The following is a 15,280-nucleotide window of genomic DNA, read 5'->3' as shown; positions in this document are numbered from 1 at the left end:
CATATTATTTAAAGTCTACTCCCCCATTTATACCGACTACAGTTCCCCCCCTGTAGTCTTTTTTATTGCAAAAAAATAGAGCCAAACTTTATGTTTTCACATAAAATTTGACTCTAAACTTTAGTAATGATTTACTATTTCTTTATTTTCTTTCTACTTAATAAACTACCTATAAAAATAAGTAATGATGATAATAAAGAAAGTTCTGATGCTGAAACAGCAGATCCTGTTTTAGGTAATTCTTCACTGTTTGATTCATTCTTCTCAGTTTCTACCTTATTATCTATAGTTATAGAAACATCTTCTTTATCAGAATCAACACTTGGTACCTCTGGAGTTACTGGTTCTTCTGGTTTTACTGTATCTTCAGGTAACTCTGGTTCCTCTGGAACTACTGGTGTTTCTGGATTACTTGGTTCTTCAGGTAACACCGGTTCATCTGGAACAACTGGATTGCTTGGTTCTTCAGGAACTACTGGTGTTTCAGGATTTTCTGGTTTTACCTCTTCTTTAACAGTTACTATTCTTTTTACTGTTGTAATATTTCCATCACTATCTGTTACTGAATATATTAATTCATATTCTCCAGCAACACTTGTGTTAACTTCTCCAGTTACTACTATACTTGCTGTTAAATCTTTATCCTCATAATCTGTTGCAGTTACTCCTACTTTTGGATCAAATACTGATCCAAATTCTATTTGTATATTATTAGCTCCACTTATTACAGGTTTCTCATTACTAAGTACTGTAACAACTATTGTTTTAGTTACCACATTTCCATTACTTCCTACTACTTCATACTTAACTGTATAAACTCCAGCTTTATTTATATTCACATCACTTGTATATTTTAAGTTATTTATTATATTTGGATTTTTAGGATCTGTTACTTCTACCCCTTCTAATGGATTAAAGTTTTCTCCTAGTTTTATTGTTACATTGTTAGCCTTTATTACAGCATCTGCTATTTGTTCAGGCTCTTCTGGTTTTATTTCCTCTTTAATAGTTACTATTCTTTTTACTGTTGTAGTATTTTTATCACTATCTATTACTGAATATACTAATTCATATTTTCCAGCAACACTTGTGTTAACTTCTCCAGTTACTACTATACTTGCTGTTAAATCTTTATCCTCATAATCTGTTGCAGTTACTCCTGCCTTTGGATCAAATGATGAGCCAAATTCTATTTGTATATCATCAGCTCCACTTATTACTGGTTTTTCATTACTAAGAACTGTAACAACTATAGTTTTAGTAGATTCTAATCCTTTTTTATCAACTACCTTATAAGTTACACTATATACCCCTGGAGTAGTTGTAACTACAGTATTTTCTACAACTTCTATACTATTAGTTAAGTCTCCATCCTCTTTATCATAAGCTGTAACTCCTTGACGCTCATTAAAGCTTTCTCCAACTTTTATTGTTACATCATTAGCAGTTATTTCAGGTCTTGTATTTACGTATATATTAACATTATCAGAATAATTATTATCTTCCCCTGCTATTTCACTACTTTCATAACCATCAGCTTCTGCTACTACTGTAAATTTATATTCTCCTTCAGTTGTAAAGTATTGTGAGAAATCATAGCTTACTTTATTTGCTGCTTTTGCTAAAGATAAAACTTCTTGTCCATTTATATCAACAACTTTTTCAACAACCAAAGCATTATTTCTATATAAAGCTATTTTATATCTTGTTGCATTTGCTACTGCATCCCATGTTGCAACCATGTCATTCCAAACTAAATTTTCAACCTTGTCTAATTTAGATGGTGTTGGAGTTGTTGGCTCTTCATCCTTAACTTCAAATACAGAAGACCTATCAGATACTTCACTATCTTTATAGCCATCTGCTTTTGCTACTACTGTAAAACTATATTCTCCAGCTTCTTTTATAAAGCTAGTTAAATCATATTCATTTGTATTTACTACTATTGTTTCTATTAATTGATCATCTTTATAAAGACTTAATTCATAAGTTTTAGCATTTAATATTGCTTTCCACTTAGCTAATCTTCTATCCCATAATAACTCTGTTACTTTATCTAATTGTTGCTTTTGAATAACATTAATTGATATTTCTATAGTTTTTGATGTATCTCCTGAAGCTATTGCTATTACCTTTATTGCTTTACTTGATTCATCTTCCCCTATAGTTAAAGTACCGTTACTATTTATAGTTGTATCTTTGCTAGTTTCACCTTCTATTTTCCAAGAAACAGAATTATCAAAGTTTCCAAAGCCACTTACTGTTGTTGCAAAAGTATGAGCGCTTCCAACTCTTATGTCAGTTATTTTATTATCTATATCTATTGATGTTATTGCATCTGGAGTAGGTAATACCTCTACACTAACCATATAAGTTTTCTTTGTTTTTCCATCTTCTGCTGTTACTTCATAAGCTACTGGTGTAGTAAAATCTAAACCACCATACCAAATGAAATTTGATGGTAAAGTAGAATTCTTATAGAAAGTAGGTCTTGCTATTAATTTAGTAATATCTGTTCCATAAGGTACTATGAATTTAATAGTATTATTTACATCATCTATAGTTCCTTCTATATCTTGTGGTAAATTTTTATTATCACTTTTCAATAAAAATATCTTTTCTATTTTTGCTTCATTTGATACTTCTTCTACATTAAATGTAAAAGTAACATCTATAGAATCACTTCCATCAAGTTTTGCTATATTATATGTTACTTCAAATGTTCCTAATTCTGTTGGAGTACCATCAAATCTAAAATAATTAATACTATTATCTGGAATACGGTAAGCATTTATTCCTACTGGTAAACTTCCTGATTTTAAAGTTGTTTTTACATCATAATTTGAATTTAATAAATCAGTTGACTCCCAGTATCCATAATTGCCTTTTGCAGCTCTAAAAGTTTCATCTTCCATATATAACCTTTTAACTATATTTAAAGTTACTACTTCAGCTGAAATTGAACCTTGGTTTCCTGGTAATATATCTCCATAATAAATATATAACTTTGTATTATTATCAGACTCTTCTAATAACTTACTTACATCAAAAGCACTTGAATTTCCACCTGATGAATCTGTTTGAGCTACTTTTAAATTGTAGCTACTTAAGTCACTATATCCTAAAGTCTTACTTGTACTTCCATCACTATAATTAATTTGATATCTTATTCCACTTAAATCTACAATATTTCCTGGGACATATGTCGATTTATCTGCACTATTAAATACAGTTATTGATGATATAGTTTTTTCTTTTACTGTTATATCTTGACTTACAGTTTGTCCATAATAACTTATATCAACTTTTGTATCATTAACTGTTAAAGGATTAGCTAAATTATTAGTATATCCAGAGTATATATATGTATCATATGGTGATCCATTTAACTTAGCTTTTAGTACTATTCCTTCATCAGAGTAATTTTCTCCTACATAATAATCTACTTTTCCCTTTTCAGATATTTGAAGATCTGAAACTGAATTAGGTTCTACTATATTATAAGTAACAGTAAAGTTTTTACCCATGTATGATCCATTTATAACTTTACCTTGTCCTACAGATGAAGAATCAAATTCATCCATATTTAACATTTGCGATGTTAATGTTATATTTTTTCCATTAATAGTTAAAGTATCGAAACCATATAGAGATAACTTTTCACCTACAAAATAATCTGTTTGTGATAATTTTGCAGTTATTGAGTTAATGTCACTTCCACTCTTAAATACTGGTGTCTTATCTCCTTGTGTATCCATTTTCCATACAATATCAAAATCCCAACTAGCAAATGTTCCTTGACTTTGAAGTTCAGTTAATGACTTTTTACTATCTGAATTGCTTGTGTCACTACCTACAGGTTCATATTTGTCTATTCCATAAGAATCACTAATTGTTCCTCTTTTTAAATACCCAACTATAGAACCTAATTTTTGTGTAGTTACTCCAGTAGAATCTAATGTCATTATTGAATATGAAGTTTCTATAGATGCTCCATATGAAAATGATTCATTAAAACCTACTAAACCACCTAAGTATAATGGATAATCACCTGCACTTGTTTGAGATACTTGTATACTACCTTTAGAATAAGTGTTTTCAATAACCCCTAGATTATAACCTAATACTCCACCTACATTTGCATCATTTGAAGCCATAGAAATACTCATATTTCCATCAAAGCTTGATCTTTCAATAATTCCTGATGGATCTTGGCTTCCTACTAATCCTCCAATAGTTGCTTTTAGAAACTTATTAGCTACAATCGCTTTTAATTTTAAACTTCCATTTACTTTAACATCAGAAATTGCCCCACTATTTTTACTAGCTATTACACCAAAATCAGAGCTAACTTCCATATTAATATTTGCATTTACATTTAAGTTAGTTATTGTTCCAGTATTATTTTTAATTAATGGCTTATCTAAATTATTTATAGAATAGCCATTACCATTTAAGTTCCCAGAAAAACTCTCTGATGTAAAGAAGCTTCCTGTTGCAACATCTATATCATTACCTAATTTAAAATAAGCATTAGGGTATTTACCTAAACTATTTAATTCATCTACATTAGTTATTACATAAGGATCAGAAGATGTTCCACTTCCTGCAGCTGGCTTATATATATCATTATTTTTACTTACTACATAAAACTTTACATCACTACCTGCATCGCTTGGAACTGTAAAACTTCCACCTAAAGTTTTAACAACAATAGCAGCTGTAGGTTCTAAATTTAAAGCCTTACCACTTTCCCCTAAATATATAGGATAAGAAGTTACCTTTTCTGTAACTACAGGATCTCCATAAAAACTATATTCTCCAGTTTTCTCTGGCGAAAATGCTGCTACATAAAAACTTCCTAATACCTCCTTAAAAGTTTTATCTTTTAAATTAGGAATTTGCTGTATAATTTCATTCATAAACTGCTCAACAGTTTTATTAGTTCCATCCATAGTATAAAGTTTCTTTAAGAAATCTATTGGATTACCATTATTAGTAGCTTGAGCAGCTAAATATCTTACAAATAAGTATGGCATTGAATAATCTTGTACTGTTGTATTTCTAGAACCTGAATAAACTAAAGACGAACCATTTCTTAATTTTTCACTGTCATTTATTCTAGTTAGCCATCCATTATTATCATGATATCCCCACAACTTGTCCATTACTGCTACAGATATACCTTCATTTATCCAGCTATATTGATGAGCAAGTACAGCATCCCCCTTGAAAGTTAATAATCTAAATAAAGCATGTTGACCTTCATGTGCTAATAGACCATTTAATCCATCAAAGCCACCCTCACTAAACTTATCTGGCTCTTTAGTATTAATATGTATTGATGTTATATCATTTTCATTTCCATAATAACCAGAGTTTCCATCTGTAGTTTCAAGTAAAATAGAAAGCTTACCTGAATTATCTAAGTACGGTATATTATCACCTGATAACTCCTTTAACATTTCATAAGGAGCACCTTCATATACCTTAATCATTTCTGATGCTGCTAACTCTGTTTTATTAGCTGCATCATACTTATCCTTTAAAGAGTTTTCCATCCAAACATAACACTTATCACCTATACCTATTAAAGTATAAGTTTTCTTAGTTGCTTCAGTTTGTCCTATTTTCTTTGTATCTCCTAAAGCATAAGTTGTTGTAATTTTTGAATTTAACTGTACACTATTTTCATCATTTTCTAAAGCTAAGACTTCTACAGTCTCTTTTGAACTCTCATTGATATTATCATTTTCTTCAGAAAGTGATGAAGTTTCACTAATTGAGTTAATATTTAAACCAGAATCATCAAATATAATACTGCCTGTAGATTGACTATTTTCTAAATTAGTATTAACTATAACTACATAGTCACCTTGTAGAACCGCATTAGCTTGACCTACATTCACAGCAGCGATAACATTATAAGCTATATTTGAGAAAAATAGCGTAAATATTAATGAAAAAGCTGTAAATTTTTTCATATTATCCCCCTTATATTTAATTAATGAATTATTAGAACAATATTACCATAATATTAAAAAAAAATTAACAATTTTTTATTTTATTTTATATGTATTATGGAAAATATATTTTTTTTGACAAATTATAAAGTTTCATATAAATATTATGAAAATATGAATAAAAAATAAGCCATATGCTTATACATATAGCTTATTTTTTCTACTATTTTACTTTTGCATCCTTTAAGAATTTTTCAATTCCAGCATCAGTTAATGGATGGAAGCACATTTGCTTTAATACGTTAAATGGAATAGTTGCAATATCAGCTTGAGCTGCTGCACACTTAGAAGCATGTATTGGATTTCTAATACTTGCAGAAATAATTTCAGTTTTAATACCTTGAACCTTAAAGATATTAGCAATTTCACTTATTAATTCAGTTCCATCCATTCCAACATCATCTAATCTTCCAACAAAAGGACTAACATAAGTAGCTCCAGCCTTTGCCGCCATTAAAGCTTGTTGAGATGAGAATATTAAAGTAACATTAGTTTTAATTCCCTTTGCACTTAAAATATTAACTGCCTTTAATCCTTCAATACACATAGGTATCTTAATAACAATATTCTCATGAATCTTTACTAATTCTAAAGCCTCTTCAACCATCTTTTCATGTTCTAAACTAATAACTTCAGCACTAATAGGACCATTCACTATTGAACATATCTCATTAATTACTTCTGTTAAATCTCTACCTTCTTTTGCAATTAATGATGGATTAGTTGTAACTCCATCTAAAACTCCCCATGTTGCAGCTTCTCTAATTTCATCTACATTTGCCGTATCAATAAATATTTTCATATTCCATCCCTCCAAACTTTTATTTATATAAAACTACTTAAGTATACTCATTACTGTATTTTTAATATTTTCAACAGTTAATCCATGCTTTTCTAATAATGAATCAGGATTACCAGACTCACCAAATACATCATTAACTCCAATTTTCTTAACTAATACAGGGTAATTACTACAAACTACAGATGAAACTCTATCTCCAAGTCCACCAATAACAGAGTGTTCTTCTACAGTTACTATACCTTTAGTTTCTTTTGCAGCCTTAATTATAATTTCTTCATCTATAGGCTTAATTGTAGATATATTAATAACCCTAGCATTAATACCTTCAGCCTTTAATTCTTCTGCTGCCTTTAAAGCTTTATGAACCATAATTCCTGTTGCTATAATAGTTACATCATTACCAGAAACTAATTCACTACCTTTTCCAATTTGGAAATCATAATTATTATCATATATATCATCTAATGGTATTCTTCCCAATCTTATATAAACAGGTGAGTTAATATTTGCTGCTGCTCTAACACACTTGCAAGCTTCAATATCATCAGCAGGTGATAGCACTATCATATTAGGAAGTGAACACATTAAAGCAATATCTTCTATAGCTTGATGAGAACCTCCATCTGGACCTACAGTTATTCCAGCATGAGTAGCTGCTATTTTTACATTAGCTTTTGGATAACAAACAGAATTTCTTATTATTTCAAATGCTCTACCAGCAGCAAAAACTGCAAATGTTGAAGCAAATGGTATCTTTCCTGTAGTTGATAAACCAGCTGCCATAGCTATCATGTTTTGTTCTGCAATTCCTATATTAAAAAATCTATCTGGAAATTCCTTTGAGAAAAATTCTGATTTAGTAGCCTTTGATAAATCACCCTCTAAAGCTACTATATTTTTATTTTCTTTTCCTAGTTCTACTAAAGTATGTCCATAAGAATCTCTTGTTGCTCTCTTCATTACTACTTCCCCCTATCCTACTATTTCTGCTATAGCCATTTCAGTTTGTTCTTTATTTGGTGCAACACCATGCCATGCTACATTATCTTCCATAAATGAAACACCTTTTCCCTTAATAGTATTTGCAATTATACATTTAGGTTTATCCTTAACTTCTTCTATTTCATTAAAAGCCCTATTTATATCATCAAAATCATGACCATCACATTGAACTACATGCCATCCAAAATCAGAAATTCTATTTTCTAAATTATCTAAAGGCATTATATCTGAAACTCTTCCATCTAATTGAATGTTGTTTTTATCAACTATAGCAACTAAATTATCCAGCTTATATTTTGCTGCAGCCATCATAGCTTCCCAAACTATTCCCTCTTGAAGCTCTCCATCTCCTAATACAACATAAGTTTTAGAGTTATAATTATTAAGTTTATTTCCTAAAGCAATACCACATGCATTTGAAAAACCTTGACCTAAAGATCCTGTACAAATATCTACACCTGGACACTTCTTTGCATCAGGATGCCCTTGAAGAATAGAACCAAGTTCTCTTAAATGATTTAATTCTTCTTTATCAAAGAAACCTTTTTCAGCAAGAGTAACATATAAAGCTGGAGCTGCATGTCCTTTACTTAATACAAATCTATCTCTCTCTTCATACTTAGGATTTGATACATCTATATTCATCTTTTCAAAATATAAATATGAAAGTATATCTATAATAGAAAGGGAACCACCAGGATGTCCTGATCCTGCTTTATTTATTGTTTCTATTATGTCTTTTCTTAAATTCTTTGATATTTCAACTAATTTATCTTTATTCATTAATAAAATTCTCCTTTTCTATTTATATTTTTGTATAAAAATTGAGGAATCAATAAATTCCTCAATTTTAAATCTACACAATATTTAAACTGTTTCTGTATTTTTAACTTTAACTTCTTTATCCTTACTTACTAAGCTAATTACAACTAAAACTGCAACTATAGCAACTAATGTTATAGTTAAGCCTGTACCCCCTATATATTCTTGAACTTTTCCTAAGAAAATTCCTGATACAGCAAAATCCGCATCTGAGAATGTTGAATTTGCTATTCCTAAGTTTCCAAGTACAGGTAATAAACCTACTGGTAAGAATGATATTAATATACCGTTTACAAAAGATCCTAAAATAGCTCCTCTTCTACCACCTGTAGCATTTCCGAAAACTGCTGATGTAGCTCCACAGAAGAAGTGTGGTACAACCCCTGGTATTATTACAACTAATCCTAAGGCACCTAAAACTACCATAGAAATTACTCCACCTAAGAATGAGAATATAAATCCAATTAATACTGCATTTTGAGCATATGGGAATACTATTGGACAATCTAATGCTGGTTTTGAGTTAGGAACTAATTTGCTTGAAATTCCTTTAAATGCTGGAACTATTTCATTAAGTACTAATCTAACTCCATTTTGGATTAATATAAATCCTGCAGAGAATGTTAATGCTTGAATTAAAGAATATACTATATAGTTATCTCCACTTGATAATTCACTTTCAACAAATGTTGGACCTGATACAATTGCAACTACTAAATATAAAACAACCATTGTAAGTGAAATAGATACAACTGAATCTCTTAAGAAACTTAAAGATTTTGGTACTTTCATTTCTTCAGTTGATCTTGAATTTTTACCTACAGCTTTTCCAATTAATGCTGATAAAGCATATCCTACACCTGAAAAATGTCCTAATGCAACAGAATCATTTTTTGTTATCTTCTTCATGAAAGGTTGTAATATCGCTGGTGATAATACCATTACTAATCCTAAAGCAATTGCTCCTGTAAATACTAATTGGAAACCTGTCATTCCTGCTGAAGCTAAGATAACTGCTATCATACAAGCTAGATATAATGTATGATGTCCTGTTAAGAATATATACTTAAATTTTGTAAATCTAGCAATTATAATATTTGCTATCATTCCAAATGCCATAATTAAAGCTGTTGCTGTTCCAAACTCATCAATAGCTAAAGCAACAACTGCTTCATTGTTTGGAATAACACCAGATATATTAAATGCATGTGAGAACATAGTTCCAAATGGTGTTAATGAACTTGTTATAACATTTGCAGCTGCACTAATAACTAAAAAGCCAACCATTGCCTTTAATGTAGATTTAATAACTACATCTAAATCTTTTTTCTGAAGTAATAATCCAACTAAAACTATTATTCCAACCAAAATTGATGGTTGTGATACAAAATCAACTAATACTTTTAAAAAACCTGTCATTACCAATTCCCCCTGTATTTTTTATGAAACTTATCCAATAGAAATATATCTTTTATAATCCTAACTTTTCTTTTATCTTATTTTTTAATTCATCTTTATCTAATAATGAATCTAATACTATAAGTTCTGGTAAATGACTTGCACTATCAGCTAAATCTGCTCCTGTAACAAAAATATCTGCATCTGATGGTGTTACATCTGCTAAAGAAGTGTGACTTGCTTCATATTCTCCTGATACACCTAATTCATTTAATACGTCTGTTATATTCATTTCCACCATAAAGCTTGAACCTAACCCTGAACCACATACTGCCATTATTCTTTTCATTTTAAAATACCTCCATTAACTCTTTTTCATTATTTATTTTCATTAATTTATTAAATTTATTTTTATCCATACAAACTTCTGCAATTTTTCTTAATAACCCTAAATGTGAATCATTATCCCTTGCAGATAGTGTAAAAAACATACTTATTTGTTTTCCTAAAAAATCTACTGGCTTATTTAACTTTAATATACATAATCCTTCTTTTATAGCACCATCTTCTGGTCTAGCATGAGGCATACACACCCCATCAGCTATACAAAAATAAGGACCAAATTCATCTATTTTCTTTATTATTGAATCATAATATCTTTCCTCTATAATTCCCTCATTTTCTAAAGTATCACAAGATATTTTTATTGCCTCAGTGTAATCCTTGACCTCATCTATTATTTTTACAAACATTTTCCTCCCCCTACTTCTTATACTAGTTTTTTAATTTCTTCATATTTTGTTGCAGATTTAAATTTATCTACATTACTACCTCTCATCAGTATATTTACTAGTGAAACTAGGCTTTTACTTTCTTCTTTATTAGCTAAAACTACTATTGCTTTTATAGTTACTTTATTTTTAACTCCAAACTCTAATGGTTCTTTTAATGTTAATAAACTAACTCCATTGTCTATAACATTCTCTGGTGGAGCATGTACAAATGCGATTTCTGGAATGAAAACCATGTAATTTCCTAATGTTTCTACAACTCTTATCATATCTGAAATATAAGCTTGTTTTATTTTTTTAGATTTTACTAAAGGTTGAGATGCTACTTTTATGGCTTCTCTCCAATCATCTATAACTAAATTAAACTGAGCATATTTTTCAGGTATTATTCTTGCTATATCAGTTGTATCTTCACTTTTAACTTTCTCAATTAAATACTTACAATTCTTTTCATACCACTTATTATAAATTTCAGCTTTAATTCTCTCTAAATCTTCAATCTCTAATAATGGACTTACTTTTATAACTTTATATTCCTTTAGTTCTAATGGTACTGTAGTTACTACAAAGTCGATATCAGTATTATTTAAATAATCATTAACATCTTTTAATCTACATATACCTTCAATAGTCACTTCTGGTATCATTAAGTTTATTCTAGACTTTAACAAGCTTGATGTTGCTAGTCCTCCATTACATACAATTAAAATTTTAGAGTTTAAATTACCTTTAACATACTTTTCAAATAAGGTTTCAAAATACATTGCCATATATGCTATTTCTGCATCTGGAAACTCTACACCAATAACATCCTTTTTATTATTTAATACCTTTTCTGTAACATCATATATGAAAGACATTTTATACTTAATCTCTTCTAACATAGGATTATTTATTATCAAATTATTTTTCAATCTATAGATTGCTACATTTAAGTGCATTGCCATTTGCATTAAAAATTCATTATCATTATCAACTTTAATATTAAGTATTTCGCATAGTTCTTCTACTATCTCATTAACAACAACATCTAATTCTTCTTTATTTTCAGTAATATACTTAGATCTTTTAGCTCCTTTAAATACTTTAAACAAATAAGATATTCTTTCATCATTAACTTTTACTGGCGAAAACTTTTCTATAATTTCCTTTAGAAAAATACTTTCTTTAGTTAATAAATTACTTTTATAATTTTCATCTTCACTCTTGGAATTTATACTTTTATATAGAGTTAATAATAAAATTATTTCTAGCTCTTCATAAGCTTCTTCTGTATATTGAATACCCTTATTTTCTTCAACAGCTTCTATAATGTTTCGTATTATGTTTTTATCTAAGCTGTTATTTTCATACAAAAGCTTGTATACTTCATATTCATATCTCTCTTCAAGCTTATGAAATAATACTAAGAAAGCATTTGCTAACTTTTCATAATTATTTTCCTTCGTAGTAATTCCGTAATATGATTTTTTAGTAACTTCAACACCTAAACTCTTTAATATTTCTTCAGATGCTTTCAAATCATTTACTAATGTATTTTTACTTACTTGGATATAATCTGATAATTTTTCAATAGTTGTGCTGCTTCTTATTAGCAATATTATTGCTATCATAATAACTCTATCATCAGCTGTATATAACTTATTAGTACACTCTTTCAGTATATTGTTGATATTTTGATTTCTTTTTAAGTTAATCTTAACTCCTAATCTTGGCTTTCTTTCTAATTCAATATTATTTTCTTGTAAAAATACTCCTATAGAATCTAAATCATTTCGTATTGTTCTTTCACTTACATCAAATGCTTTAGCTATGTTTTCTATAGTTGTCCATTCTAGTTTATTTTCTAGAAAGTTAGTTATTTTTATTTGTCTTTTAGTAAGAATTATCAACTCTTTACCTCCTTAGCTACCTTACAATATCATTGTATTCGTTTTCTCAATGTTAAACTATACCAATTGTTTTCCTTAATTGTGGCAATTTTTATTTATGGTAATTATACATCAAAATACCTACTTAATACTAATTTTACTTATTTTTTGTAATAATTTCCTGTTAATAATATAAAAATAGTAGATAGAATTAATTAATCTTAAAACTACCTACTATTTTCATTTTATTCTTTAATTATATTATTTAAATATTCAATAAATCCATCTCTTAACTCTTCTTTTCTAAGAGCATATTCAACTGTTGCTTGAAGGAATCCAAGTTTATCTCCTACATCGTATCTTCTTCCTTCGAAATCATATGCATACATTGCTTCATGTTCAATAAGCTTAAGTAATGCATCTGTAAGTTGAATTTCATTTCCTTTACCTGGAGCTGTATTTTCTAATATTTCAAATATTTTAGGTGTAATTATATATCTTCCTAATATTGCAACATTTGACGGTGCTTCTTCTACTGATGGTTTTTCTACTAACTCTTTAACCTTGTATACTCTATCTTCAATATGTAATCCACCAACTATACCATACTTATTGACATCTTGTGGATCTACTGTTTGAACTCCTAAAACTGAAGTTTTATACTCTCCATAACAATCAATAAGTTGCTTTAAACATGGTTTTTGATCATTATAAACAACATCATCACCAAGTAGTACTGCAAAAGGCTCATTCCATACAGAGTTTTTAGAACAAAACATAGAATGTTCTAATCCTACTACTTTCTTTTGTCTTATGAAATTAAAATTTATTTATATTTCTTTAGTTTTTTTAAATTATGGATACTATTCATAACTATTTCATTCTTAATTAAAAACATATATATTAAACATAAAGTAACATATAAAGTACCACCAACAACAATTTGAATAATTCCAGTAAATATTGACTGTCCTAACATATTTCCTAATATTCTAATTGCTACACACATAATTGTTCCAGATAAAATATAGAATAAAATTCTTTTAAAATATAAACTCATATTCAACTCTTTTCTTACCATTATTGATTGATATATGCACACTGATGCTTCTGCAAATATTGTTCCAATAGTGGCTCCAATTGCATCATATTTTTTTATCAATAAAAGATTTATTACTAAATTAATAACTGCTCCTATTATAGTAGATATTATATAAATTTTATCTTTCTTTTTGGGTATTAGATATTGTGTCCTAACAACATTAGCCCATGCCAAAAATACTATTGTTATAGATATTAATGATACTATATTTACACACTCAATAAATTTATCTCCTAAAAATATAGGTATTAATATTGGACTTACCCCTATAAGACCAAACATTGCTCCAAATGATATAAACATAACAAATTCAAGAGACAATCCAATATACTTATTTCCTTCCTTTTCATTTCCAGTCGCATATAAATTAGACATTTTAGGTAACATTACTGTCCCTAATGCTGTAATCACACCTAATGGTATATTCATTATCTTCTCTGAATTTTCAAAAAATCCAACTTGAATCATGTTACTCATTGATCCTAACATAATTTTATCCATTATTTTATACACACTTACAGAAATTACCGGAATAAATAATATTAATATTGGTTTTACTTGTTCTAATATTTCTTCTTTACTTACCTTAACAAATGAAATATACTTACTTAAATATTTCCATAATATAAATTGACTTATAAGACTTCCTAAAGCTAATATTAGCGAATATAAATATAAATCATTACTATTTCTAACAAATATAAAAATACTTAATATAGAAACTAATTTTATAACTGTATTTCTAACTACCGTTAATTTAAACTGCTCCATACCAAAGAAAAACCAATTAATATCTAATAATGCTGATATTATATAAATAGCCTGTATAATACATATTATTTTATTTTCTTTAGCTATAAATATAATATATACTGAATATAATAATATCATAATTGCAGACATTATAAATTGTACTGAATAAATACTTATAAAAGTTCTTTTTAATTTTTCTTTATTATTTCTTACCATAGCAATGCTTCTATTACCATGATTATTTACTCCTAACATTGCAAATAATACAAAATAATTAGCAATGGAATATGTATATGACTGAACTCCAACTCCCTCTGGACCAATTACTCTAGAAATATATGGAGTTGTAATAAGAGGTAGTATCATTATCAAAATTTGATATGATAAATTATAAATAAAATTCTTTTTTATACTCATAATACATTCTTCCTACTTATACATTTCATTGTAGTAATTTAAATATTCACCTGAAGTAACATTTTTCATCCATTCTTGGTTATCTAAGTACCATTGAATAGTTTTCTTAATTCCAACTTCAAATGTAGTTTCAGGATACCATCCTAATTCTTCTTTGATCTTAGTTGGATCAATTCCGTATCTTCTATCGTGACCTTTTCTATCTTCAACATACTTAATTAAGTTTTCAGTAACTTCTTTATCAACATTTTCATTTAAGTAAGATATTACTGTCTTAACTATTGTTATGTTAGTTCTTT

10 protein-coding genes and 1 pseudogene are annotated in these 15,280 nt (G+C 28.4%); all 11 read right to left on the bottom strand.

Translation table 11 applies throughout. The annotated features are described in order from the left end of the window. Window positions 1–134 precede the first annotated feature (134 nt). Window positions 135–5,984 carry an immunoglobulin-like domain-containing protein gene (locus tag EJJ37_RS08890; RefSeq protein WP_133015227.1) on the bottom strand — a complete coding sequence of 1,950 codons (5,850 nt, stop codon included), beginning with the start codon at window positions 5,982–5,984 and terminating at the stop codon, window positions 135–137. Window positions 5,985–6,186: 202 nt separating this feature from the next. Next, a complete protein-coding gene (gene fsa, locus EJJ37_RS08885; RefSeq protein WP_133015226.1) occupies window positions 6,187–6,825 on the bottom strand; it encodes a fructose-6-phosphate aldolase in 639 nt (212 codons plus the stop codon). A 33-nt stretch (window positions 6,826–6,858) separates the two neighbouring features. After that, on the bottom strand, window positions 6,859–7,785 hold the full coding sequence (locus EJJ37_RS08880) for a transketolase family protein (protein ID WP_133015225.1): 927 nt from the start codon (window positions 7,783–7,785) through the stop codon (window positions 6,859–6,861). A gap of 12 nt (window positions 7,786–7,797) precedes the next feature. Next, complete coding sequence (locus EJJ37_RS08875) at window positions 7,798–8,610, bottom strand: transketolase (RefSeq protein ID WP_133015224.1); 813 nt, start codon at window positions 8,608–8,610, stop codon at window positions 7,798–7,800. A gap of 84 nt (window positions 8,611–8,694) precedes the next feature. After that, on the bottom strand, window positions 8,695–10,068 hold the full coding sequence (locus tag EJJ37_RS08870; RefSeq protein ID WP_133015223.1) for a PTS ascorbate transporter subunit IIC: 1,374 nt from the start codon (window positions 10,066–10,068) through the stop codon (window positions 8,695–8,697). Window positions 10,069–10,120: 52 nt separating this feature from the next. Continuing rightward, window positions 10,121–10,396 (bottom strand): PTS sugar transporter subunit IIB, encoded by a 276-nt coding sequence (locus EJJ37_RS08865; protein WP_133015222.1) that lies wholly within the window; start codon window positions 10,394–10,396, stop codon window positions 10,121–10,123. 1 nt (window position 10,397) lies between these two features. Next, window positions 10,398–10,799: a PTS sugar transporter subunit IIA gene (locus EJJ37_RS08860; RefSeq protein WP_133015221.1), complete on the bottom strand. Its 402-nt coding sequence runs from the start codon at window positions 10,797–10,799 to the stop codon at window positions 10,398–10,400. Window positions 10,800–10,816: 17 nt separating this feature from the next. After that, the gene (locus tag EJJ37_RS08855) at window positions 10,817–12,730 is read right to left on the bottom strand and encodes a BglG family transcription antiterminator (RefSeq protein WP_133015220.1); all 1,914 of its coding nucleotides are present in this window, start codon (window positions 12,728–12,730) and stop codon (window positions 10,817–10,819) included. Between the two features lie 224 nt (window positions 12,731–12,954). After that, window positions 12,955–13,527 (bottom strand): annotated as a pseudogene (locus EJJ37_RS08850) (UTP--glucose-1-phosphate uridylyltransferase); the annotation flags it as partial. Window positions 13,528–13,535: 8 nt separating this feature from the next. Next, a complete protein-coding gene (locus tag EJJ37_RS08845; RefSeq protein ID WP_133015219.1) occupies window positions 13,536–14,981 on the bottom strand; it encodes a flippase in 1,446 nt (481 codons plus the stop codon). A gap of 12 nt (window positions 14,982–14,993) precedes the next feature. Continuing rightward, the coding region (locus EJJ37_RS08840; RefSeq protein WP_193553918.1) for a GDP-mannose 4,6-dehydratase at window positions 14,994–15,280 on the bottom strand (287 nt) is incomplete at its 5' end.

Source organism: Clostridium cuniculi, from assembly GCF_004353185.1.
Classification (GTDB): Bacteria; Bacillota; Clostridia; order Clostridiales; family Clostridiaceae; genus Clostridium; species Clostridium cuniculi.
The sequence above is the reverse complement of the archived record's forward strand: the minus strand, read 5'-3'. Positions and strand labels throughout refer to the sequence as shown.